Source organism: Nocardia sp. NPDC004260 (assembly GCF_053603155.1).
Window position 1 is genome coordinate 1 of the sequence record NZ_JBSGEZ010000030.1, and the last position, 23885, is coordinate 23885.

The 23885-nt window shown below is 68.2% G+C and carries 23 protein-coding genes and 1 pseudogene; 12 read left to right on the top strand and 12 right to left on the bottom strand.

Features of this window, described 5'->3' with window-relative positions; translation table 11 throughout:
• The first annotated feature begins 298 nt into the window (after positions 1–298).
• The 3 genes from ACWEO7_RS18895 (at position 299) to ACWEO7_RS18905 (ending at position 4882) form a co-directional block, all read left to right on the top strand.
• Entirely contained in the window at positions 299–1906 is a 1608-nt protein-coding gene (locus ACWEO7_RS18895; protein WP_452424934.1) for a TM0106 family RecB-like putative nuclease, read from the top strand.
• A gap of 26 nt (positions 1907–1932) precedes the next feature.
• Positions 1933–3891, top strand: coding sequence for a molecular chaperone HtpG (htpG, locus tag ACWEO7_RS18900; protein WP_452424822.1), 1959 nt, complete (start codon positions 1933–1935; stop codon positions 3889–3891).
• A 172-nt stretch (positions 3892–4063) separates the two neighbouring features.
• The gene (locus tag ACWEO7_RS18905; protein ID WP_452424824.1) at positions 4064–4882 is read left to right on the top strand and encodes a class I SAM-dependent methyltransferase; all 819 of its coding nucleotides are present in this window, start codon (positions 4064–4066) and stop codon (positions 4880–4882) included.
• Positions 4883–4939: 57 nt separating this feature from the next.
• Here the strand turns inward: ACWEO7_RS18905 and ACWEO7_RS18910 are convergent, their stop codons facing one another.
• The gene (locus ACWEO7_RS18910) at positions 4940–5707 is read right to left on the bottom strand and encodes an SDR family NAD(P)-dependent oxidoreductase (RefSeq protein ID WP_379249750.1); all 768 of its coding nucleotides are present in this window, start codon (positions 5705–5707) and stop codon (positions 4940–4942) included.
• A gap of 186 nt (positions 5708–5893) precedes the next feature.
• Between ACWEO7_RS18910 and ACWEO7_RS18915 the strand changes: the two are divergent.
• Positions 5894–6109, top strand: a pseudogene (locus ACWEO7_RS18915) (TetR/AcrR family transcriptional regulator); the annotation flags it as partial.
• 322 nt (positions 6110–6431) lie between these two features.
• Here the strand turns inward: ACWEO7_RS18915 and ACWEO7_RS18920 are convergent.
• The 3 genes from ACWEO7_RS18920 to ACWEO7_RS18930 form a co-directional block, all read right to left on the bottom strand.
• Positions 6432–7208: a TMEM165/GDT1 family protein gene (locus ACWEO7_RS18920; RefSeq protein ID WP_452424935.1), complete on the bottom strand. Its 777-nt coding sequence runs from the start codon at positions 7206–7208 to the stop codon at positions 6432–6434.
• Between the two features lie 294 nt (positions 7209–7502).
• Positions 7503–8030: a peptidase gene (locus ACWEO7_RS18925; RefSeq protein WP_355073302.1), complete on the bottom strand. Its 528-nt coding sequence runs from the start codon at positions 8028–8030 to the stop codon at positions 7503–7505.
• A 310-nt stretch (positions 8031–8340) separates the two neighbouring features.
• Positions 8341–8964, bottom strand: a complete 624-nt coding sequence (locus ACWEO7_RS18930) for a superoxide dismutase (protein ID WP_039794275.1) — start codon at positions 8962–8964, stop codon at positions 8341–8343.
• 190 nt (positions 8965–9154) lie between these two features.
• On the opposite strand from ACWEO7_RS18930, the gene msrA reads away from it, so the two are divergent.
• A complete protein-coding gene (msrA, locus tag ACWEO7_RS18935; protein WP_452424826.1) occupies positions 9155–9835 on the top strand; it encodes a peptide-methionine (S)-S-oxide reductase MsrA in 681 nt (226 codons plus the stop codon).
• 57 nt (positions 9836–9892) lie between these two features.
• On the opposite strand, the gene ACWEO7_RS18940 is transcribed toward msrA, so the two are convergent.
• Positions 9893–10504 carry a hypothetical protein gene (locus ACWEO7_RS18940; protein ID WP_452424828.1) on the bottom strand — a complete coding sequence of 204 codons (612 nt, stop codon included), beginning with the start codon at positions 10502–10504 and terminating at the stop codon, positions 9893–9895.
• Positions 10505–11022: 518 nt separating this feature from the next.
• On the opposite strand from ACWEO7_RS18940, the gene ACWEO7_RS18945 reads away from it, so the two are divergent.
• The 4 genes from ACWEO7_RS18945 (at position 11023) to ACWEO7_RS18960 (ending at position 14591) form a co-directional block, all read left to right on the top strand.
• Complete coding sequence (locus tag ACWEO7_RS18945) at positions 11023–11394, top strand: rhodanese-like domain-containing protein (RefSeq protein WP_452424830.1); 372 nt, start codon at positions 11023–11025, stop codon at positions 11392–11394.
• A 20-nt stretch (positions 11395–11414) separates the two neighbouring features.
• Positions 11415–12449 (top strand): DUF4328 domain-containing protein, encoded by a 1035-nt coding sequence (locus ACWEO7_RS18950; RefSeq protein ID WP_452424832.1) that lies wholly within the window; start codon positions 11415–11417, stop codon positions 12447–12449.
• Positions 12446–13213, top strand: a complete 768-nt coding sequence (locus ACWEO7_RS18955) for a glycerophosphodiester phosphodiesterase (protein WP_450016762.1) — start codon at positions 12446–12448, stop codon at positions 13211–13213. The genes ACWEO7_RS18950 and ACWEO7_RS18955 overlap by 4 nt, the downstream gene beginning before the upstream one ends.
• Before the next feature lie 457 nt (positions 13214–13670).
• On the top strand, positions 13671–14591 hold the full coding sequence (locus tag ACWEO7_RS18960; protein ID WP_452424833.1) for a DUF5926 family protein: 921 nt from the start codon (positions 13671–13673) through the stop codon (positions 14589–14591).
• Positions 14592–14820: 229 nt separating this feature from the next.
• On the opposite strand, the gene ACWEO7_RS18965 is transcribed toward ACWEO7_RS18960, so the two are convergent.
• From ACWEO7_RS18965 to ACWEO7_RS18985, 5 genes are all read right to left on the bottom strand, one after another.
• Positions 14821–15369, bottom strand: a complete 549-nt coding sequence (locus ACWEO7_RS18965; RefSeq protein ID WP_355073293.1) for a ferritin — start codon at positions 15367–15369, stop codon at positions 14821–14823.
• Positions 15370–15440: 71 nt separating this feature from the next.
• Positions 15441–15992: a ferritin gene (locus ACWEO7_RS18970; RefSeq protein WP_452424835.1), complete on the bottom strand. Its 552-nt coding sequence runs from the start codon at positions 15990–15992 to the stop codon at positions 15441–15443.
• 10 nt (positions 15993–16002) lie between these two features.
• On the bottom strand, positions 16003–17283 hold the full coding sequence (locus tag ACWEO7_RS18975; protein ID WP_452424937.1) for an LCP family protein: 1281 nt from the start codon (positions 17281–17283) through the stop codon (positions 16003–16005).
• Positions 17284–17497: 214 nt separating this feature from the next.
• On the bottom strand, positions 17498–18292 hold the full coding sequence (locus ACWEO7_RS18980) for a CPBP family intramembrane glutamic endopeptidase (protein ID WP_452424837.1): 795 nt from the start codon (positions 18290–18292) through the stop codon (positions 17498–17500).
• Between the two features lie 557 nt (positions 18293–18849).
• On the bottom strand, positions 18850–19617 hold the full coding sequence (locus tag ACWEO7_RS18985) for a DUF2470 domain-containing protein (protein ID WP_452424839.1): 768 nt from the start codon (positions 19615–19617) through the stop codon (positions 18850–18852).
• A gap of 148 nt (positions 19618–19765) precedes the next feature.
• On the opposite strand from ACWEO7_RS18985, the gene ACWEO7_RS18990 reads away from it, so the two are divergent.
• The 3 genes from ACWEO7_RS18990 (at position 19766) to ACWEO7_RS19000 (ending at position 21854) form a co-directional block, all read left to right on the top strand.
• Complete coding sequence (locus ACWEO7_RS18990) at positions 19766–20179, top strand: hypothetical protein (protein ID WP_452424840.1); 414 nt, start codon at positions 19766–19768, stop codon at positions 20177–20179.
• A gap of 95 nt (positions 20180–20274) precedes the next feature.
• A complete protein-coding gene (pheA, locus tag ACWEO7_RS18995; protein ID WP_452424842.1) occupies positions 20275–21189 on the top strand; it encodes a prephenate dehydratase in 915 nt (304 codons plus the stop codon).
• On the top strand, positions 21186–21854 hold the full coding sequence (locus ACWEO7_RS19000; RefSeq protein ID WP_452424843.1) for a histidine phosphatase family protein: 669 nt from the start codon (positions 21186–21188) through the stop codon (positions 21852–21854). The genes pheA and ACWEO7_RS19000 overlap by 4 nt, the downstream gene beginning before the upstream one ends.
• Before the next feature lie 18 nt (positions 21855–21872).
• Here the strand turns inward: ACWEO7_RS19000 and ACWEO7_RS19005 are convergent, their stop codons facing one another.
• Both ACWEO7_RS19005 and ACWEO7_RS19010 read right to left on the bottom strand, forming a co-directional pair.
• Positions 21873–22700: an ESX secretion-associated protein EspG gene (locus ACWEO7_RS19005; protein WP_452424844.1), complete on the bottom strand. Its 828-nt coding sequence runs from the start codon at positions 22698–22700 to the stop codon at positions 21873–21875.
• Complete coding sequence (locus ACWEO7_RS19010; RefSeq protein WP_452424846.1) at positions 22697–23869, bottom strand: PPE family protein; 1173 nt, start codon at positions 23867–23869, stop codon at positions 22697–22699. Before ACWEO7_RS19010 ends, ACWEO7_RS19005 begins: the two co-directional genes overlap by 4 nt.
• Positions 23870–23885: the final 16 nt, after the last annotated feature.

Consider the following 23885-nt stretch of genomic DNA (forward strand, 5'->3'; position numbering starts at 1 on the left):
CGGCGGCCACTCGGACGCGAGCCGGGCCGCCGCGTTCGCGACGAAGTCGCCAGCGGCGGTCGCTCGGACGCGAGCCACAAGGGGGCCGCGAACACGCCGCGACGAAGTCGCGGCCAGACCAACAGAGCGCTGAAATTAAACACTGTCGGGGGGAGGGACCATACTGCTTAGCGTGGATTCGGACATCGGTGAGCGGGATGGTCGCAAGCGCAACGGAACGGCCGTGGATCGGGCCACCGACGTGCCTGCCGCCTTCATCGATGCCAGGGCGCTGATCGGCTGCCGCCATCGCCTGCGTATGGACGCCGTGCACCCCGAGGCATTGGCGGGGATCGTCGAGGACGCGGGCGTACGCCAGCGCCGGGACGCCGCCGTCGCACACCGCGCCCGAGTGCGCGACGCGCTGGTCGGCGCGGACCCCGATGCCTGGGTGGTGATCGATCCCGGACTGCGCGCCGCCGAGCGCGCCGAAGCGACCATGCGCGCGTGTGAAATCGGGGCACGGCACATCTGGGGCGGACTGCTACCGCAGGAGCCGGACACCGGCAGGCGCGGAGGTTCGGAGATCCTGCTGCGCGACGCCGAACGCGGCGGCTACATCCCGATCATCGTGGTGAACCACAAGGTGACCGACCCGCGTCAACCCGAGCGCGCCGACTTCCATCCCACCACTTCGGACCTGTATCACTGGGACCCGCGACCGGATCCGCACCGCAAGCTACGCCAGCAGCCGCGCGACCAACAGCGGCTCGCCCACCTGCACCGGATGCTGCAACGGCACGGCCTGGCCAGCCCCGCGCTGGTCGGCGGCGTCATCGGCTTCGATTTCGATCGCATCCTGGTGCACGACCTGGCGCCGCTGCTGGCCGATTACGACCGCCGCTACGCCGATCGGATCGCGGTGGTGCGCGGCGAACTGCCCACCATCCCCTCGAAGGTGCCCGAGTGCAGGCAGTGCCCGTGGTGGACGCGAGGAGTCGATGGCCCGAGCTGCGAGGGCTGGCTGATCGAGCATCGTGACGTCAGCCTGGTGGCGCCCGGCTCCCGCGCCGAGGTGCTGCGCAGGCACAACGTCGAGACCATCGATGAACTCGCCGCGTGGGTGGGCGAGGAGCCCGAGGATTGGCAGCACGGCCCGTTCGACGAGGCCGTGGTCACCGCGCGGGCGTGGATCGTCGGCGCCCCGCTGGTGCGGAGGGTCGAGAACGTGCTCGTGCGGCGGGCGGATGTGGAGGTCGACGTCGATCTGGAGAGCTTCCAGGAGTACGGCGCGTACCTGTGGGGAACGCTGCTGAACGGCGTGTACCGCCCGTTCGTCACCTGGGACCCGTTGCCCACCGAGGACGAGGGCCGCTCTTTCGGCGAGTTCTGGACCTGGCTGATGACGGTGCGCGCCGAGGCGGCCGCGACGGGCAGAACGTTTGCCGCGTACTGCTATTCGCGTACGGCGGAAGACAAGTGGCTGTACGAATCGGCGCGCCGGTTCGCGGGCCGCCCCGGCGTGCCGACGGTGGAGCAGGTGCGCGCGTTCGTGGACGGACCGCAATGGGTGGACATGTTCCAAGCCGTCTCCGACCAGTTCATCTGCCCGAACGGCAAGGGGCTGAAGAAGATCGCGCCGGTCGCCGGGTTCTCATGGCGTGATCCCGAGGCGAGCGGCGAGGCGTCGATGAGCTGGTACCGGCTCGCGGTCGGCTACGACGGCGCCACGCCCGACGCGACCCAGCGCACCCGTTTGCTGGAGTACAACGAGGACGACGTCCGCGCCACCCAGGTGCTGCGTGAATGGATGACCACCCGCGCCGACGCGGAGGTTGCCGGTCTCGCCGATTTCCGGCAGGTTCCCGATGCGCGGTCGCCCGGGACCGTCGCGGGTTACGCGTCGGCCCCACCTTCGGCTCCGTAGTCCGCGCACGGCGGTACCATCGCGACGTGACAGAGCACGTCGAACAACTCGAGTTCCAGGCAGAGACCCATCAGCTGCTCGAGCTGATGATCCATTCCGTCTACTCCAACAAGGACACCTTCCTGCGGGAGCTGATCTCGAACTCCTCCGACGCGCTGGACAAGCTGCGGCTGGAGTCCTTCCGTGACAAGGATCTGCACGTCGACACCTCCGACTTGCACATCGAGCTGGAGGTCGACAAGGACGAGCGGATCCTGACCGTCCGGGACAACGGCATCGGCATGTCGCGCGCCGAGGTCGTCGATCTGATCGGCACCCTCGCCAAGTCCGGTACCGCCGAGCTGCGCAGGAAGCTGAACGAGGCCAAGTCCGAGGCCGCCGCCGAGGAGCTGATCGGCCAGTTCGGCATCGGTTTCTATTCGACCTTCATGGTGGCCGACAAGGTCACCCTGACCACCCGCCGCGCGGGCGAGGCCACCGCCACCCGGTGGGAGTCGAACGCGGGCAGCTCCACTTACACGATCTCCGAACTCGACGAGGCCCCGCAGGGCACGTCGGTCGCACTCCACCTCAAGCCGGTGGACGAGGAGGATCACCTCTTCGACTACACGCTGGAGTGGAAGCTGCGCGAGATCGTCAAGAAGTACTCCGACTTCATCTCCTGGCCGATCCGCATGCAGGTGGAGCGGACCGTCACCGAGGGCGAAGGCGAGAGCGCCGAGGAGAAGACGATCCTCGAGGACCAGACGCTCAACTCCATGAAGGCGCTGTGGACGCGCCCCAAGAGCGAGGTCTCCGACGAGGAGTACAAGGAGTTCTACAAGCACGTCAGCCACGGCTGGGACGATCCGCTGGAGATCATCCCGCTGAAGGCCGAGGGCACGTTCGAGTACCAGGCGCTGCTGTTCATCCCCTCGCACGCGCCGTTCGACCTGTTCACCCGCGAGCACAAGCGCGGCGTCCAGCTCTACGTCAAACGGGTGTTCATCATGGACAACTGCGAAGAGCTGATGCCGGAGTACCTGCGCTTCGTCAAGGGCGTGGTGGACGCGCAGGATCTGTCGCTCAACGTCTCCCGGGAGATCCTCCAGCAGGACCGGCAGATCCAGATGATCCGCAAGCGTCTGGTGAAGAAGGTGCTGTCCACGGTCAAGGATCTGCAGGGCGCCGAGGACCAGGCCGGCTACCAGACCTTCTGGAAGGAGTTCGGCCGCGTCCTGAAGGAGGGCCTGCTCTCGGACTTCGACAACCGCGACACCATCCTCCAGGTCTCCTCGTTCGCCTCGACGAACTCCGAGACCGAGCTGACCACGCTGGCCCAGTACGTGGAGCGGATGCCCGAGGGGCAGGACACCATCTACTACATGACCGGCGAGACCCGTCAGCAGGTCGAGAGCTCCCCGCATCTGGAGGCGTTCAAGGCCAAGGGCCGCGAGGTGCTGATCCTGACCGACCCGGTCGACGAGATGTGGGTCGGTTCCGTACCCGAATTCGACGGCAAGGCGTTCCAGTCCATCGCCAAGGGCGAGGTCGATCTGGAGACCGAGGAGGAGAAGAAGGCCTCCGAGGCGCTGCGCGAGCAGCAGGACAAGGACTTCGCCGATGTCCTCACGTGGCTGGGCAAGACGCTGGAGGAGAACGTCAAGGAGGTGCGCCTGACCAACCGACTCACCACCTCTCCGGCTTGCCTGGTCGGTGACGTGTTCGACTTCACGCCGATGCTGGAGCGGATGTATCGCGCCTCGGGCCAGGCGCTGCCGGAGAGCAAGCGGATTCTGGAACTCAACCCGACCCACCCGCTGGTCACCGGCCTGCGCGACGCGTACGCGGCCGAGCGGGAGAAGGCCGACGCCGGCACGGCGACCGAGCTGTCGGAAACCGCCGAACTGCTGTTCGGCACGGCGGTGCTCGCCGAGGGCGGTGAACTCAAGGATCCGGCGCACTTCGCCCACATCCTCACCGATCGGCTCACTCGCACTCTCTGAACCATCCGCGACCGGAGGACCAGCGATGTCCTCCGGTCGCGGCCGGTGCGGTCGGCGGTGTTTCGGCCATTTCTCGGTTACGGTGACGGGCGGAATGGCATATTCGCAGGACTGGGGAGTTCGCCCCCGGGTGGCGCGGTTAGATGTGGATGCCTGAAAGGATCGTCACGACATGTCCGCAAACCCGCTTGCCGTCGCCGAGCCGTGGGATCTCGTCGCCGACGGATATGACGAGTTCGCACCCGCGATAATGCAACCGTTCTCGGCGCGGGCGCTCGAGTTCGCCTCGCTCTCGGCGGAATCGCGCATCGTGGATGTCGCGGCGGGGCCGGGCACGCTCAGCCTGCTGGCCGCGGGTCACGTGGCGCAGGTCGATGCCATCGATTTCGCGGAGTCGATGATCGCGCGCTTGGCGAAGAACGCCGCTGCCGCCGGGCTGGTGAATATCCGGGCGCAAGTGGGTGACGGACAAGAACTGCCGTACGAATCCGACCATTTCGACGCCGGGTTCTCCATGTTCGGACTGATGTTCTTCCCGGACCGCGCTCGTGGGTTCGCCGAGCTGTTCCGGGTTTTGCGGCCGGGCGGGACGGCGGTGGTGTCGAGCTGGGCGCCGATCGCGGACTCGCCGCTGATGCGGATGATGTTCGGTGCCTTGACCGCGGCCGACCCGGACATCCAGGAGCCGCAACCGAACTTCCTGAGCCTGGAAAACCCGGAGGTCTTCGAATCGGAGATGCGCGGTGCGGGCTTCGAAGCCGTGTCCATCCAGCGGCATTCGATCGCGCTCACCTTCGGCAGCCCCGAGGAGATGTGGGAGACCATGGTGCGCAGCAGCGCCCCGTTGGAGCTCATGCGCCACAACGTGAGCGCCGAGGTCTGGGGTCGGCGCGCAGCCGTCATGAAAGCGTTTCTCGCCGAGAAGTACCGGCCGCACTGCCCCTTGTCCACCACCGCCTATCTCGGCATCGGCCACAAGTCGCGGGAATGAGAACAGCGCGCGACCCTTCGGCGAAGGGCCACGCGCTGCCGGGACTGCGGAGCGGGATTACCGCGGCGCCATGCGCAGCGCGCCGTCCATGCGGATGGTCTCGCCGTTCAGGTAGTCGTGCTCGATGATGTACTGCGTCAGCTGCGCGTACTCGTCCGGACGGCCGAGGCGGGACGGGAAGGGCACGCCCGCCTCGAGGCCCTTGCGGTACTCCTCGGTGACGCCGGCCAGCATCGGGGTGTCGATGATGCCGGGAGCGATGGTGTTCACCCGGATGCCGAACTGGGCCAGATCACGCGCGGCCGGAACTGTCATGCCGTGCACGCCGCCCTTGGACGCCGAGTAGGCGATCTGACCGATCTGCCCCTCGAACGCGGCGACCGAGGCGGTGTTGATGATGACGCCGCGCTGGCCGTACTCGTCCACGGCGTCGGTCTTGGCGATCGCGTCGGCGGCCAGCCGCATGACGTTGAAGGTGCCGAGCAGGTTGACCGTGATGACCGTGCGGAACAGCTCAAGGTCGTGCGGGCCGTTCTTGGACAGGATGCGGCCCGCCCAGCCGACACCGGCGCAGTTGACCACGATGCGCAGTGGGGCGCCGGACTCGACGACCTGCGCGACGGCCGCGCTGACCTCGTCGTTGCTGGTGACATCGGCGGGAATGAGGGTGACCCCGGCGGGCACGTTGTCGCCGGCGCGCTCGATCGACTGCGGTACATCGAGTCCGAAGACGGTGGCGCCGAGATCGGCGAGACGCTTGGCGGTGGCGGCGCCGAGGCCCGATGCGCCTCCGGTGACAATGGCGGCGGAACCCGAAATCTCCACGATGGTCCTCTCGTTTGTGACAGCCAGTTGGCCCTTCGTCAATGGCACCCTAACCGGTAAGCGGCGAGCGGCCCTGCACGGCTCCCGCGACTCGTTTCGGTCGCGGGCCCTTTCCGGCAAGTCGGCGGAACCGACCGAGCAGAATGGAACAGCCCAGTCAGCTCGACCGAACACCGGAGTCACCGAATGACCGAATCGGCCACCAGCGCACGCCTTCCCCGAGGTAGGCACGGCCTGCCACGGGAGCAGGTGATCGCTTCGCAACGCGAACGAATCCTCGTCGCGACCGCGGAGGCCATGGCCGAGAACGGTTACATCGGAACGTCGGTCGCGGCGATCCTCAAGCGGGCTTGCGTGTCACGGGAGACGTTCTACGAGCAGTTCCGCTCCAAAGAAGACTGTTTCGAAGCGGCGTATCAGCGCGCGGTGCAGTTGTTGCTCGACCGGATCGCCGACGCCACCGAGAGGGAAGACGCGGCGGCCGATACCGGCGCCGTGGCTCGGATGGACCGGATCCTGCGCGCCTATCTCCAGTATCTGGTGGACGACCCGGCCAGCGCGCGATTGTTCTTGGTCGAGGTCTTCGCGGTGGGGTCGGCCGCCATCGCGCGCCGGGCCCAGCTGCAAGAGCGATTCGTCGAGTTGATCGCCGCCGTGCTCGACGCGCGGACCGACCAGCAGCGTTTCGCCTGTCAGGCCCTGGCCGCGGCGGTCGGTTCGATGGTCACCGCTCGGATTGCGGCCGGAGACTCGAGCGGTCTGCACGCGCTGCGGGAACCATTGCTGGATCTGTTGCGCCAGGGTGGCGGACTGTACGGGGCTGCGCTGGACTCGAGCGGCGAGCCATCCGCGTGAGCAGCAGCGCCGCACCGGCCAGCGCGGGAGCCAGCGCCGCGAGCCCGGCGGCGGCGACACCGCCGAGGGCCGGTGCGGTCGCGCCGAGCAGGGTCGCCGCGCCGAAGTAGAGGAACAGCAGGCCCGAGCCGATGCCGATCGTGTGCTCTGGCAGATGCTTGCCGACCAGAATGCCCACCGCGATGGCGAGCGCGTCGGCGGCGACCATGCCGATGGTCGAGCCCAGCCAGACGCCTACCCAGTCGTAGTCCGTGGCCAGCGCGGCGGTCGCGAACATGGTGCGATCGCCCAGCTCGGCGAGCAGGAACGCGGACAGCACCACGAAGAACGGCGCACCGCCCACTTTCGGCGCCTTCGGCTCCGGGTCTTGCTCGCCGGTGCCGAAGTGCTCGCGCAACGTCCACAGGCCGACGGCCAGGAAGGTGACGGCGGCGATCAGCGCGATCGCCCTGGTGGGCAGTGCCGCACCGAGGAAATGGCCGATGCCGACCGAGATCAGGTGCACCGCCGCGGAGGCTGTCGCGATGCCGCCCAGCACCACCCACCAGCGGTAGCGCAGCGCGAACGTCAGCGCCATCAGCTGAGACTTGTCACCGAGCTCGGCGAGGAAGACGACGCCGATGGTGAGCAATACGGTGGCGATCATGTGTGGCGGCTCCAAGGTCTCCGGCCTGCCGACCGGAGATATGGGGACGCTCCGGCCGACAACGAAATGGTTGTCCAGGCCGAAGGTCTCGCCCACCGGCCGGAAGCCGGTTCACACAGCCGGACCCGGCCCGAGCGGGCTCGGCGGGTCAGTATGTCGACTGTGCGATTGGGGGCTACTCCCCTTCGCTGCCTGCGACTCTACCGCCACGGTCCGCTCGTGCCAACCCGCTGTAATCGAAATCGCAATGCGCACAATAAGTTTGGCGATCCACGTGCGGAATTTCGGTTACCCTCACGCGGCCAGCAGCATAGCCAGAACCGCGGTGTCGGGATCGCTGATCGGGTCCAGTCCGACCCGGCTGACCAGCGAGGTCACGGTTCCGTCCGACTCCGCCTCGACCCACGCGGCACGGTGTTCCAGCCCCAGGTGGGGCACGCCCGGCAGCAAGACGCAACCGGAGGCCGCACCTGCGCATTCGGGCAGTGTCGGGCGGGTTTCGGACGGCGGATGCAGCATCAGCAACGCCGGTGGCACATGGTCGGCGAAACGGCCGGGTTCCACGGCCTCGTCGCCGAGCACAGGCCCTTCGGCCAGCACCAAGCCGACCGTGCCCGGGGCGGGGTCGTCGGGCAGGTCCTCACGGACTCCGAACACCGTCGAGGTGGTCAGCAGCCCGGGTAACGTGGCTACACGCACCGCCAGGACCAGCACCTGTGCCCACTCCTTGGTGGTGTCCGGCCAGCGGCCGGAGATCAAGAAGCCACGCAGCGACCCGCGCGAATGGAACGGCGTGATGCCGATCGGTTCGTTCGTGCGCATTCCTGCCTCCCGTTGTCGAACCCGGGGGCGACCTTGCCCGTCTCTTCGGTGTGGATTTCCCGAATATGAACCACGAGTCACCTGGCACACAAGTACCAAAGAGTGCCAATCGGGCGGCCGGCGGCGTGGAGGAGGGCAATCCGGCTGCGCACTCGACGGATCCCGCCCCACCTCAGGGACTCCGGATACGCGCGGGGCGGGTGGCGTTGTCGGCAACATGTCCGCGTCACCGGAGAACAGAACGGGCCCGCGAACCCGGCCGCGCGTGGCGGACGGATTCGCGGACCCGGTTCCGGCGTGCCGAACAGGCTCAGCCGAAGATGAGGCCCTTGGCCTGCGAAGTCGCCTTGGCGAAGCGCTCCTGCACGTCGGCCCAGTTGACGACGTTCCAGAACGCGGTGACGTAGTCCGCCTTGACGTTCTTGTACTGCAGGTAGAAAGCGTGCTCCCACATGTCGACCTGCAGCAGCGGGATGATGCCCAACGGGACGTTGGCCTGCTGGTCGTAGAGCTGGAAGGTCAGCAGCTTCTGGCCGAGGGTGTCGAAGCCGAGCACCGCCCAGCCAGAACCCTGCAGGCCGTTGGCCGCGGCGGTGAACTGCGCGCGGAACTTGTCGAACGAACCGAACTGGTCGTCGATGGCCGCGGCCAGTTCGCCGACCGGCTTGTCGCCGCCGTTGGGGGAGAGGTTCTTCCACCAGATGGAGTGGTTGACGTGCCCACCCAGGTGGAACGCGAGGTTCTTCTCGTGCAGGAAGATGGCGCTGTGATCGCCCGACTCGCGAGCGGCTTCCAGCTTCTCCAGTGCGGTGTTCGCGCCCGCGACGTATGCGGCGTGGTGCTTGGAATGATGAAGCTCGTTGATCTGCCCGGAGATGTGGGGCTCCAGGGCGCTGTAGTCGTAATCCAGATCTGGCAGCGTGTACTCGGCCACGTTGTCCCTTCCTATGTCGGGCTGATTGTGCCCGTTGTCCGGACACAGCCAACCATCATTCGTACACCCGGTCGATTCCAACTCGGGCCCACGCTTGCGCATTCCGGTGACGCCGCTCACACCTAGCGGGTCGCGCACCGTCACATCACGCACATCGGCCCCACTGGAAACACACGCGTAGCATCGAACCATGTCGTGGTACGACGAACTAGTGGGGCGTCTGAGCCTCCCCGAACCCGTCATGGTCGCTCCCGAGCAAGCTCTGCCCGGCCGGGCGGAACCGCTCGACGTGCCGGATACCCACTACGTCAACGGTCACCCGATCCGTCCGCCGTTTCCCGAAGGGCTCCAGCTCGCGGTCGTCGCGATGGGCTGCTTCTGGGGCGCGGAGAAGGGCTTCTGGGAACTCGACGGCGTCTACTCCACGGCAGTCGGTTATGTCGGCGGGTACACGCCGAATCCCACCTACGAAGAGGTGTGCAGCGGACGGACGGGTCACGCGGAGGCGGTGCTCGTCGTGTTCGATCCCGCGGTGATCGACTACGGGGGCATCCTCGAACACTTCTGGGAGAACCACGACCCCACCCAGGGCATGCGGCAGGGTAACGACCGCGGCACCCAATATCGTTCGGCCGTCTTCACCTTCGGCACCGAGCAGGCCGATCTCGTCGGCTCGACTGCCGAGTCCTACGGTAAGCGGCTGGCCGCGGCGGGATACGGGCAGATCACCACGGAGGTCACGCCGCTGCCCGGGCTGGCGGCCTTCTACTATGCCGAGGGCTATCACCAGCAGTACCTGGCCAAGAATCCCGGGGGATACTGCCCCGTGCACGCCACCGGAGTGAGCTGCCCGGTGGGCACGGGCGCCTGAGCGCCGAGGTGCGGTGAACCGCACCCGAATGTGCGGTTCACCGCAACGGTCCGGCGATCAGAGCGGCGGCGCGATTCCCGGACGACTGGCTCGCGGGTCGCCCGCATCGTGCGCCCGCCACCACCGCGCGCCGCCCGCGACGAAGTCCGCCAGCGGGATCTGCTTGCCCCGCGCGTCGTACACGGTGATGCCGTCGAACCACACCCGGACGTCCAATTCGCGCGGATCGATGCCCTCCTCCTGGGAGAACTCCAGAACGTGTGCGGATTCGCGATCACCGATGCGGGTGTCGAAGCTGAGCAACTCGCTCCACAGCGCCCAGCTGCTGTCGTCGAGATCGATGAACTCCCAACCGTGCAGCCGCCCGCCGCCGAAACTCCGGATCGCCTCGTCCAGGCCTTCCAGTCGCAGCGGCAGCACCCTGGGTTCCAGGTCGTCCCAATGCTGCGTGCGCAGTGACGCGGCGACCCGGGTCACGCCGGTGAACGTCACCTGCACCCGATAGTCCTCCGCCGCCGTTCCGCGTTCGGGAAGAGTCAGTACTTCGAGGTCGAGCCGCAGTTCGGCGGCGGCCTCGTCGATCGCGAGGCCGAGGCACGTGGCCTCGGACAACGCGATGTTGAGCCCTGCGATGTCCATTCCGTGGCGTAGCCCCCTGCTCACGTTCATGCGCCCAGGCTACCGATCGTCTTCGCCGGATCGGGGGATTTCGGCGGCGTTCTGGATTCGATGGAACCGAATGCGCCTCGGCACCGTCCAAGTAGATATCGGACCCTCTTCGGCCGCGGGGTTCCGATGTCGGCGACGAATGGCCGCTCCGGGATTGGTATGGAGGGGAGTCCCGGATCGGCCATTCGCATCGCTCGACCGCTAGGGACTGATCCGTACTTCGATCAGGTACGGCACGCCGAGAACGGACCAATGGTTCGCAACGACACCGGGTTGATAGCTGCTCAGTTGCCAGAAAGCCGGTTCAATCCGGCGAAACGCCTTCGACACCTGCGCCTTGTGGATCGAGCTGTGGATTATGTGGATAACTTCGCCCGAGTTATGCACAACCAGCATCGGGCGGGTGCGCGGTCGAGTTCCGGAGGGGAGAACATACCCGAAGTCGTGGCTCGCTGTCGAGGTCGCTCCCCTGGCATGGAACTGCACGGCGGTCCGCCACGCATGGCAGGATCGAATCTGTGACGAGCCCCCACGTTCCGTCGGTCACGGTGGAGGACGTGCCTGCCGATTTCGACAGCAGCGCGCCCGCGTCGGCCGACACGCCGCGATCGATCCTGCTCGACGTCCGTGAGGACGACGAGTGGCGGCTCGGACACGCCCCGGGTGCGATCCACATCCCGATGGTCGACGTTCCCGCCCGGATCGACGAGCTGGAGTACGACGCGGATCTCTACGTCATCTGCAGGCAGGGTGGTCGGTCGCTTCAGGTGGTCGAATATCTCACGCACATCGGCTATGAGGCCATCCAGGTCAACGGGGGCATGGTGGCATGGCAGCACGCCGGCCGCCCGCTGGTCGCGGAGGGCGACCACGAGGCGAAGATCTACTGACGAAAGAACGAGGTGCGCGGGTGAGTACGGTGGTGCAACCTTGTGCGCGCTGCGGTGCGCGCTGGGCCGTGCAAGGGGCGCCGATGCACTGGTGCCCGCGCTGCCGCGGCGTACTCCTCTCGCCGGGGCCGATCGACGCGCCCGCCGACCGTCGCAACTACCGCTGGGTGGCGCGCAAGCCCGACCAGCGCGGTCGGCGAGCGCAGTCATCAGTCCGACCGTCCCCGCCGAGCCGCACGCCTCGGTACACGCAGATCCCACGCTGGGGCCTGATCGACTCGCCACCGCACCCGGGCGGCGCGGTGCGTCGCCCGTTCGGCAAGTTGACCGACTCGGTGATCAGACTGCTCGTCGCGACCGCCGTCGTCTTCGGACTCGCGGCCGTCGCGGAACTGGCGCGCTACGGGGTGTTGCTGCGCAACCGGACGCGCCTGATCCACCCCGCCGTCCTCTTCGCCTCCGACGCGTTCGTGATCGGCGCCGGAGTGCTCGCGGTCGTGCTCGCGCTGCTGGCGGCCGCGGCCACCGTCGGAAGACTGATCGAGATCAGGCGCTCGGCCTACGCCGCCACGGGCAGGCGCGATCCGCGTTCGCCGCGAGCGCTCGCGTTCGGCTGCCTGATTCCGGTGGTCAACCTCCTGTGGCCGGGGGTCTTCCTGAGCGAAGTGGCCGCGTTGCAGGGTGATCCCAGGACGGGACGGGCGGTCCGGATCTGGTGGGCCGCGTGGGTCTTCGGCGGCCTCGTCGCGGTGGCCGCGCTACTGTGGCGGACCGCGGATTCGTTGCAAGTCGAGGCGGACGGGGTGCTGTTCACCGCGTTCACCGACGCGGTCGCCGCCGCGGTCGCGTTGCTGACCCTTTGGGTGTTGCGCACGATCGAGGGGCATGACCTGCTCGGTCGCAGCCGGACCGCGCGCCGCTGGCTGATCGCGGTCGACCCCGCGGTGCCGGTGATCGAGCCGGTGCATCCCGGCGGACGCGCACAGGCGGGCGCCGACGCGCACGAGGACAACGGTGCTGAGGACCGTGAGCAGGAGGAGGTTATGGCCAAGTGAGCCAGGGCAGTCGCGCGCCGTTCGTCGTCGCGCATCGAGGCGCCTCGGCGGCGCGCCCCGAGCACACGCTCGCCGCCTACGAGTTGGCGCTCCAGGAGGGCGCCGACGGCGTAGAGTGCGATGTCCGGCTGACCAGGGACGGACATCTGGTGTGCGTGCACGACCGCACCGTCGACCGGACCTCCTCGGGCAGCGGTCTGGTCAGCGAGATGACGTTGGAGGAACTGCGCGCGCTGGATTTCGGCGCCGACGGCGCTCCGGCCTCGGTGCTGACCCTCAGCGAGCTGATCAGCCTGGTGCTGGATTGGCGTAGCAGGCCGACCAAGCTGTTCATCGAGACCAAGCACCCGGTCCGCTACGGCGCGCTGGTGGAGAACAAGCTGCTCGCCGAGCTCCAGCGCTTCGGCATCGCCACCCCCGCCTCGGCGGATCATTCCCGCGCGGTCGTCATGTCGTTCGCGGCCACCGCCGTGTGGCGCGTCCGCCGCGCCGCCCCGTTGCTCCCCACCGTCCTACTCGGTGAATCGTCGCGCTACCTGGGCGGATCCGCGGCCACCACCGTCGGCGCCACAGCCGTCGGCCCCTCGGTGAAAACATTGCGCGAGCACCCCGACCTGGTCGACAAGGCCGCCGCCGCCGGCCGCGCCACCTACTGCTGGACCGTCGACGACCCCGACGACGTCCAACTGTGCGCCGACCTCGGCGTCAGCTGGATCGCCACCAACCACCCCGGCCGCACCAAGTCGCTACTGCCCGCCGCCTGACCCGGCCCCGCTGGGCCGTGCTGGTTCGAGACACCCCGCCCATACAGCCACCTGAGGTCGTACCAGCCGTTTTCGGCAGTGGATCGATCGAGACAGACACGCGTCTGCGTCCCGTGTGACTTCCGCAAGAGGTCCCTAGGTGTCCCTCGCTTCGGCGCGGGCCGCGAGGAGGCCGGAACGGGGGTGTCGGCGGCATCTTCGCCACGCCCACCAAGGCGCATGTAATTCGCGCGCCAATTCCTGACGGAACCACACACCTCAACCACGTCTTTTCGAGCGAAGCGAGACCGAGCATGCGCCGTTCGCGGCCTGGCTCGCGTCCGAGCGGCCGCCGTGTCCGCGACGCAGTCGCCAGCGGCGGTCGCTCGGACGCGAGCCATAAAGGGGCCGCGAACACCCAGCGCCGCAGGCGCTGGAAAAACAAACACAGCCAAAAAACACGGTAGGTTGACCCCTCGTGGGTAAAAGCAAGCGCAACAGTCCTAAGCCCGGTGGGAACCGGGCGCAGCGTCTCGCCGAGCGGCGGGCGGCGCAGGAGCAGGCGGCACAAGTCGTCACCCGTCCGTTCGAGGGCCTGGCCGCGGAGTGCGATCTGGTCGCGCTGCGCGAATTCGTTCCCTCGGCCACCGCCCGGTTGACGCTGGCGGCCGAGGTCGCGGCGGAGCGACCGGTCGTGCTCGCAACGGTGCTGCCCGGCGCGGTGGCCGCGTTGGTGCGCGCCGGTGACGAGCCCAGCGGTTACGTCGGCGCGCAGGTGCAGTTCCAGGGCGCGGATCCGGCCGCCGATCTGGCCGCGGCGATCCTATGGACTCAGTCCGCCGAGCCCGGTGATTCGCTGACCTCGGTGGAAAGCGTCGCGGGCGGCCCGCGGCTGGCCGATGTCATCGATCCCGCCGCGAGCCTGGACTTGACCGTGCACCAGGACTTCGACTGGTGGGTGCCCGCGGGTGTCGAGCCCGACCCGCAGGTCGCTGCCACCATCGAGCAGGCCAAGCAGGCGATCATGCCCTCGGCGCGGCTCGGGCTCGCCGCCGACGCGATCGGTGCCGCCTGGTGGGTCGACGCGGGCGAGAAGGCGCACATCCGCTGGGTGCGGCCGGAGGACGAGGACGCGCTCATGCTGGCGCTGGCCCGGGTGCACGCCTCCGGCGGTCTGCACCTCGGCGAGGGTTCCCGATTCGCGGGGTCGTTCCGCACGCACGGAGTGCTGGTCCCGGTCTTCGACCTGGACCGCGAGCGGCACCCCGACGAATGGGTCGAGCCCGCAGCCGAATTCGGCGCTCGCCTGTCCGAGGCGCTGGCCGTCGACGCCCCGTTGAACTCCGACGAGCGGCGCTCCCGCGACGGCCTGCGGTCGCGTCAGGTCACTTTGCGCTGAGCCCGGATATCGCGAAAGTTCGGCAGAAACGGTCTTTGTCGGCGGCGGTGTTTTCCGGTTGCCGCCGGTGCGGCTCGAAATATAGGAAGACTCACCAAACCACTGCGAAATATGGTGGAACCGTCGTTTACGCCGATATTCCGACTCGCCGTCCGATAGAACGCCCAACAGCGACAGGCCCGGTTCCTGATACGGAACCGGGCCTGTTGCACCTATTCGGCGAACGCCGTCAGACGGAGCCGCCCGCCGCCGAAGGCGCGCCGGAGGCGTCGCTCGGGCCGCTCATTTCCCGGGCGACGAATTCCTCCAGGTCGAACAGGTTCGACCCGGCGCGATCGGCGATGGTGAGCAGGGTGGTCATGTTCGCGACTTCCTCGACCTGCTCCTTGAGGAACCACTGCATGAACTGTTCGCCCAGGTAGTCGCCCTCTTCGCGGGCGGTGCTCGCCAGCTGGATGATCTGCTCGGTGACCGTCTTCTCCTGGGTCAGTGCGAGCGCGATCGGCTCCCTGGCATTCTCGAACCGCGATTTCGCGGCATCGATGCCGGAAATGTCGACGCTGATATCCCGGTCCAGGAAGTACTGCACGATCATCATCGCGTGATTGCGCTCTTCGACGGCCTGCTTGTAGAACCGCTTGGCCAGCTGCGGGAGATCGGCATTGTCGAACCACACCGCAATCGCGATGTACTGATGCTCGGCATTGAATTCGTGCCGGATCTGATCGTGCAACAGGCTGTGAAATTTGCTGCGGGGTGATTCCGGATGGCTTGACATGGCATCGACATTAGCGCTGGTCAAGACCCGTGTCATCCAAGTGCAGCCTTATTGAGGCTAGTGTTGCCTAATTAAATCCGCGCAGCTCCAGCCATTTTCGGCGCCGGGATATCGGTGCGCGGCCGTGGCCGTGTCTCCCGGGCGACGAACTCCTCGACGTCGAACAACTGCCCGTCGGCACGGTCGATCACGGCCAGCAACGTGCTCATCCCGGCGACGTTCTTCACCTGTTCGGCGAGGAACCACCCGATGAAGCGTTCGCCGAGATAGTCGCCGGAGATGCGAGCAGTGCGGGCCAGATCGCTGATCCGGGCGCTGCGGACCCGCTCGATCTCCAGCAGCGAAGCGACTGCGCCGCGCGGGCTTTCGAAAGTGGACTCGATCTCGTCCAAGCCGCCGATCTGCACTGGGAGATCCCGGTCCAGCAGGTACTGCACCATGCGCAGCGAATTGCCGTAGTGCTCGCGCGACCGGTCGTAGGCGTGTCCGGCCAACTGTGGCAGTCTGCGTGAATCGAAGTACACGGCGGCCGCGAGATACTGCTGGGCAGTGCTGAATCCGTGACGGATCTGGGTGCGCAGCAAGTCGGGAAAGGACTCGTCGGCCTCGTCGATGTCCGGCATGGCATCGACGCTACCGCGTCAGCAGGTCCTCCGGGATCGGACGGTCGCCCGCGAGCGCGTCGAAGAACCGGCTCGCTTTGGCCTTGTCCCACAGCAGGACGTTGCCGCTGTCCGTGTCCTCGAATCCGCCGACCGGGACCGCCGTCGCGATGGTGTCGCCACGCAGCGCCCAGCCCAGGCCGCCGAGGTCCCAGATGTGGTCGCCGTTGTCGACCTTCAGCGACTTGGCGGTGTCGGTGGCCAGCGGCCAGAGCTTGAACGGATTGGCGAGCGTGGCTCCACTGGTCGCCTTTTTCAGCAGGGCGGCCATGAAGATCCGCTGGTTGTTCATCCGGTCCAGGTCGGCGAGCGCGGTCGCGCGACTGCGGACGAAACCCAACGCCTGTGGTCCGTTGAGTCGCTGGCAGCCCGCGGGCAGGTCGATGCCGGCGAGCGGGTCATCGATCGGTTTGGGCACGCACACGTCGATGCCGCCGAGCGTATCGACCACGCTGGCGAAGCCGCCGAAACCGATCTGCGCGTAGTGGTCGATCCGCAGGCCGGTGGCGATCTCCACGGTCTGGACCAGCAGCGCGGGGCCGCCGATGGCGAACGCGGCGTTCAGTTTGTCCTTGCCCTGGCCCGGGATGCCGACGTACGAGTCGCGCGGCAGGCTGACCAGCGTGGTCTTCCCCGATTGCGGCACGTGCACGAGCATGATCGTGTCGGTGCGCTCGGGGCCCACCTCACCGCCGGTGGCGAGTTCCCGCTCCTGCTCGGCAGTCAGTCCGCCACGGCCGTCGGACCCGATCAACAGCCAGTTCGTGCCGGGTGTGTCGCCGACGCGCTTGGCGTAGTTCGCCAGCGCGGGGATGCGGTTGAGCGAGTTGTCCAACTTGATGACGGCGCCGACGGCGGCGAGTACCAGGACCAGCAGGATCACCAGGAACCAGCGGAAAGGGTGGCGCTTGCGGCGCGGTCGTGGAGCCCGCAGCGGACGCTCGCCGCGTGGCGGCACCGGTGGGGGGCCTTCGCGGAACGACCTCGGTTTCCGGGGCGGCGTGTGCGGCGGACCTTCGTGATACGGAACAGGCCGCTGGGTTGGCGCGTGCGACGGAACTTCGTGATGCGGCACCGGGCGCTGCGTGGGGGCGTGCCTGCGGGCCGGGGGAGGCGGCGGCATTCGCCGTGCCTGTTCGGGCGGGACCTGCGAATACGCCAGCGGCTGTGCGTGGGGGTCGGCGGTTCCATCACGGCGCATGACCTGCGTGGGCTCGATCGGCGGCGGACCACCGGACCCCGGAGGCGGCATCCGACGGCGCATCGGAGGTTCACCGGGTCTGCCGGGCGGCGGCATCCGGCGCGTATGCGCGTTGCGCTGGGGGTCGTCGCCGTTCATCACTGAAACTCTACTTATCGGGTGGTTGTGACGTGCCACATGTGGACGCGGGCGCACGCGTATGCGGCGCTGCTCCGTAATTCGCAGGCGGCACCAGGTTGTTAGCGCTGCCGAGGGCACAGTTGCGTCACGGCAGCCACGAAACATGGCCGCGCAGAACGGTGTAGCCGATGTAGGCGACCGCATCGATGGTCGCATGGGCGAGGACCAGCGGCCACAGCCGGTTCGTGCGCTGCCAATAGCGGCCGAATATGACGCCCATCACAAAGTTTCCGAGCCCGCCGCCGATTCCTTGGTACAAGTGATAGCTGCCCCGCAGCACAGCCGAGGCCAGCAGAGCCGAGTTCGCCGACCATCCGAGCCTGCGCAGCCGGGTGAGCAGGAACGCGACCACGATGACCTCTTCGGCCAAGGCGTTCGCGCAGGCCGAGAGGACGAGCGCGGGCAGTCGCCACCAGTAGTCGCCGAGCGAGGCGGGGACGATCGTCACGCTGACGCCGAGTGCGTGCGCCGCGAGATACAGCCCGAGTCCCGGCAACCCGATGATCGCGGCCAGCGTCAAGCCGGGTAGCACGTCGGCGCGCCAACGGAGCCGGTTCGCCAGCCCGATCAGTCGCGGGCCGATGCCCCCGCGCCACAGCAGATATAGGCCGAGCGCGGCCCAGCCGAGCAGCCGCAGCACGCTGAGCAGCTGGAACAGCAGGTCGATGGTGGACTGCGTGGATCGCGACGGATTCAGCGCGACGGTCCGTCCGCCGATCCCGCCCGGGGCGAGCGCACTCTCCACCAGCGAGAGCGCGGCGCTGAGCCCGCTGAGCCCGAACGTGACCAGCAGCACCACGGCGATCTCGAGTTTGATCGCCAGCCGCTCCCGATCGGTCGGCTCGGCCTCGTCCCACTCGGCTCTGGACTCCGCACGCATGGGTCGAATCTATTGCGCTCGTCCGCCGCGGCGTGCGGCGCGTCGGTGTGCGAACTGCCCGGCGCGCTGTCCTTTCGTCTCCGCTATGACGCAACCCGGCGGGGACCGATCGCCGAACTCGGCTGGCTCTGGCATCGGTCCGTGCGCACTACCGAGGCCGGCCGTCATTCCGCCTCACCGAAGCGCAGCCCAGCGGCGCATCATCGGACAAGCGCACGCGGATGGCGCTCGATCAACCTGAGTACGGTGCCGCTCGGGGGCATCCTGGACCGCTCACCGTGCACCCGCCGCGGGTCGCGATCGGAACGAGTCGGCGCGGTTTACCTACGGCGCGGTGCTCGAGTGGGCCGCCCGAGCGGTCGACCGCCCGTGGAGCAGTTCGACAGCGGCGACGTCCGCGCGGATCAAAACTCGATGCGAGCGCGCCCGGCGGCGGTGTCCGGACTCGCCGTGCCGCTGGTCGTCAGGACCGGGACGCGGGCTGTCGTCATGACCGCACTCCCCAGTACGGCACGCCGCTCGCGCTCGACAGCTGATCCCGGCCCGGACTCGGCGGGTCAGATCCGGCGCAATCCATTGAGGAACGGGCAGCCCGCCAGCGTGCGTACGGCCCGACTGAGCCCCACGATGTCGTGCGCCGGTGCGCTGAACGGCAAGCGGAAGTCGTGGTCGCCGTCGTGTCCTTCCACCCGCAGCGTGAGCCCGTACCGGTCGATGGCCAGCGGGTGCACGATGCCGCGCCGCAGGTGTGGCGGCAGATGCCTGGCCAGCTGGGCGACGACATCGGCGTGATCGGCCTGCATGTGCTGCAGCCACGCGGATTCCATGGCGCAGAACGGATCCGGCTGCGCCAGGCGCAGTTCGTCGCTGCGCACCGATTCCGCGCCGGTCGAGTCGGCCACCACCGCGGAGTCGATCACCAGCCGCAGCAGGGTGGCGCCGAAGCCGATGTCGAGCAGGCCCGGATGCGGGTGGTCCTTGGCCACCTCGGTGGCCAGCGCGCGCTGTGCCTGGGTGGGCACCGCGCGTACCCAACCGCGCAGCCAGACCAACGCGCGCACCGGCTCGCGCAGCGGCAGCGGGGCGTGGTCGGTGAGCTCCAGCACCGCGGGCGCGCCGTGGTCTCCGGAGTTGCCCGCCAGGATCGCGGCGACCGAGGCTGTCGGCACCGCGATCACGGCATCGCCGCACTGCCGTACGTGATGCACGGACGCGGGCGTCGGATCGATGCCCGGCATGGCCAGCACCGCTTGCTCCGCGTGCGCGCATGCGCTGCGCACTCGCTCGGCGGTGGACGGTGCGACGGTCGAGGACGGACGCGGCATACAAACCTCCGTGGAGCGTGGCGCGCTGCAACTGTTGATTAGGTTACCCTAAGCTAAGTGACGATGCGGGGTTCCGCAAGCGTTCCGATCCGGCTGATCGCAGCGAACTGGATCGGTTCCGGTCGGACCGGGTTGTTACGGTGAGGGCGTGTCGGAAGGGACGGAATCCGCAGAACCGGTGCTGGTGACGTTGTCGACGCCGCCGCGGCGCAGTCTGGTCGACGGGCTGGTCCGCAACATCGGCGCAAGTCCTGCCGCGCCGACGCTGGAGCTGGACGCGCCCGACAGCGGGATCGCCGACTTCCTCGCACACGTGGCCCACTCCGATACCGGCTTCGTCGCGCGCACTTCCTCGGGGGAACGGGCGCTGGCCATCGTCGCCGCCACAGCCGCCGCCCTGTGCGGCGAGGACATCGGCGCGGCCCTGCGCGCCCCCGACATCGCCTTCCTGACCTCGCTGAAACCGCAGGCCGTGGAGGCGGTCCGTTCGGTCCTGCTCGCCATCGAAACCGAGGCCCCGGACCGGGTGAACGCCGCGTTGCGCGTGCTCAACGGAGGTTGAACACCGCCAGGGCGGTCGTGGAACAGATGGAACGGACCGGCGGGCCCTTCGCAGTTGGTGGGGAGCCGAGCGAGCGCGCAAGTAATCTCGTAACCGTGCCGCGAATCGCGTACTTCGGGCCATCCGGAACGTTCACCGAGATGGCCCTCGCCCAATTGGAATCCTCGGGAGCCTTCGCCGGGCCCGTCGAGCGGATTGCCGCGCCCAGCCAAGGCGCCGCGCTCGACCTGATCCGCTCCGGTGACGTGGATGGCGCGGTGGTGCCGATCGAGAGCTCCGTGGAGGGGTCGATCTCGGCGACGCTCGACTCCCTGGCAATCGGTCCGCGCCTGCAGATCGTCGCCGAGACCGAACTCGAAGTGAGTTTCACGATCCTCGGCAAGCCGGGCACGGCGTTACCCGACGTGCGCACTATCGCCGCATACCCCGTGGCCGCCGCGCAGGTCCGGTTGTGGGTGGCGCGGCATCTGCCGCAGGCGCAGCCCTACACCTCGGCGTCCAACGCCGCCGCCGCCGAGGACGTGGTGGCGGGCCACGCGGACGCCGCCGTGTCGACCGCCCTGGCCGGAGAGCGGCTGGGGTTGATCGCGCTGGCCTCCGGGGTCGCCGATCACGAGCAGGCGATCACGCGGTTCGTGCTGTGCACCCGGCCCACGGCGGCGCCGCCCGCCACCGGCGCCGACCGCACCTCGATCGTGCTCGAGCTGCCGAACGTACCGGGCTCGCTGATGCGCGCCTTCGCCGAGTTCGCCACGCGCGGTATCGATCTGACCAGGATCGAGTCCCGGCCCACCCGAACCGGCATGGGCACCTACCGTTTCTATCTGGACTGCGTCGGGCACATCGACGACACCGCGGTGGCCGAGGCGCTCAAGGCGCTGCACCGCACCGCGCGGATCCGCTTTCTCGGATCTTGGCCGGCGACTTCCGCGACCGGTACCCCACCACCGTCGGACGAAGCGTCCGCGGAGTGGTTGATCCAGCTGAGAAAGGGGATGGCGGACCTATGACCGGGAGACTGATTCTGGTCCGGCACGGCGAGACCGAGGGCAATGTCGCCAAGCTGCTGGACACCCGGATTCCCGGGTTGCCCCTGACCGAACGCGGTGCGGCACAAGCGAAGACGTTCGGTGAGGGCTTGCTGCGCCCGCCGCAGGTGCTGTTCTCCTCGGCGGCGCTGCGCGCGCGCCAGACCGCGAGCTACATCGAGGCGGCGACCGGTGTCGCCGCCATGGTGCTCGACGGACTGCACGAGGTACAGGCCGGCGACCTGGAGGGCGAACACAGCGAGGAGGCGCACCAGACCTTCCAGCGGATCTACCGTGCCTGGCACGAAGGCGATCTCACGCTGCGGGTGCCCGGCGGCGAATCCGCCCAGGATGTGCTGGATCGGTTCCTGCCCGCCATCGCGGAGCTGCGGAATACGTATCTGTCACCGGACGACGCCTCGCACGGTGACGTGATGGTGGTCAGTCACGGTGCGGCCATGCGGCTCGTCGGCCGCACGCTTTCGGATGTGCGTCCGCCGTTCACCACGAACAACCACTTGGACAACACCGAGACCATCGAGCTGGTACCGATGCCGGACGGCGGGTGGGAGTGCATTCGGTGGGGACGATTCACGCCGCCGTTCGGCTACGAGGTCGCACCGACTTCGGACGATCCCATGGGTTAGCGGCGCTCGTTCGGTGCTTCAGGACAGCTTCGGATTCCGCGGGAACTCTTCGCGTTCCGGTAGGAAGTTGATCAGATCCTGCACGGCCGTGCGCAGTCGCGCGGGAGTCCCGCTGCTGAGCGACGTCCACTTCACGCCGTCGTCGGACCTGCTCGCGGTCGCGATGAATCGGCCCGCGCGCGTGTTGAAGACGGCGATGTGGTTGTCAGCCGTGTGTCGGGTCCCATCGCCGTAGATCACACCGACGATCTCGGCATACGAGTGGATCTCGACCAGAGCCGCGGCCAAGGTCTTCGCGTCCTGGGCCGGGTTGCCCACCTTCGCCAGCCGTTCCGCGGTGGCCGCGGCGTCACCGGTGTCGCCGAAGATCGTGGCCAGCTCTTCGGTCGGGGCGTTCATGCCGTACAGCTCGAGCGGCTCGGCATAGCCGAGTGCCGCGAGAACCGTTCCGGGCAAGTCGGTTCCCGCCTCGTCGATGACGTAGGAGTCCTGTCCCCGAAGGGCGACGACCGGGAGGTCGACGCCCTTCGCCAGACAGAAGCGGCTCACCCAACCATCGACGACCAACCGCAGCGCGATGATCCAGTGAGGCCGGTGCAGCGCGCGCAGCCGACTCTCCAGATCACGATGCAGCACATCCTCGATCAGGAGCTCCCGCTGGGCGAGTGACTCGGCGGCCGCGTCCATCGCCGCTTTGTGGTCGGTCAGATTGTCGTACCGTGCCCTCGCGTTCAGGACGACGGGGACCTCGATCTGCAGTTTCTCTACGAGGAACTGCATTTCGTCGAGCGACAGGACGACCGCGTCGAGCGTCGACGGGCTGCGGCCCGCACCGAGTACGGTCACCTAACCGTCCCGCTGAGGTCACCGCCGATGACCCCATCGGCGGTGAAGCGGCCGTCGTTGAAGTGCTCGGTCGACCGCAGGTAGTCCCGGCCGTCGTGTTCGGTCTCGTCGTCCTCGTCGCTGCGCGCCTGATTACCGAGCAAGGGGTTGCCGTTGCCGGTGTTGGCAGGCCGGACCGGCGCCGCCTCGACGCCCTTGACCGCGACGCTCTCCTGCACCGGAGCCGTGCTGCCACCGATCGTGCCGCTGGAGCCCCAGCCTTCCGGAAGCTTGAGCGAGCCGCTGCTGATGCCCGCCGCCGATCCGAGACCGGAGAACGACACGGCGCGCGTCGCCGCACCGGTAGCGGTGGCTGCCGCACCGATACCCATGGCCATGGGAGCCATGCCGGAGAAGGAGGGCGCGGAGCTGGTGGTGGCCGCCGCGATCGCGCTGCCCGCGACATTTCCGACGGTGGAGACACCGGTGGTGGCGATCGAGCCGACGGCCTGAGCGGCCTGGGTGGCAGCGCTCGCCACCCCGGGGTTGCTCAGGAACGCCTGGGTGGCGGCCACGGCAGCCTGGATCGGATCGGCCGGGACCTCGGTGGTCGTGTCCGCCGCCTGCTTGGGACTGGCCGTCCCCGCGCCCTTGGCGATCGCAGGCGGCAAGAGGAACTCGGCGGGCGTGGCGACCATGGCGCTGGTCGCGGCCTCATAGGTCTCCATGACCAGTGCGGCACGGATGTCCATCGCGTTCCTGGCGACTTCGGCGGCTTCGAATGCACCGCTCAGCACGCCCGGCGGGTTCGCCGACGCGGCCAAAGCGGTATTGACGGCCGCGATCTCGGGCGGGCTCGGCATCGCCAGCGCGGCGACGGTGTAGGCGGTGGCGTTCGCTGCGGCCTTGGCGCCCATCGCGGCCGCCTGCACGCCCTGCTGTTCTGACCAGCCGAGGAAGCCGGTGAGCTTGCCCAGCGCGGCGATGCCGTTGATGCCCTGCATTCCGACGCCGAGTTCGGCCATCACCCTCGCGACCGTCGTCGTCGCGTCGATCCAGGCGGCGGTGAGCCCGCCCCATGCGGTGGCGGCGGCCGAGATCGGAATCGCGTGCGCGCCCGCGTGAAGTGTGGCCGAATTGATCTCCGACGGGCGCGCCGCCCAGATCACCCCGGTGACTCCTGCAACCATGTCTGACTTCTCCCCT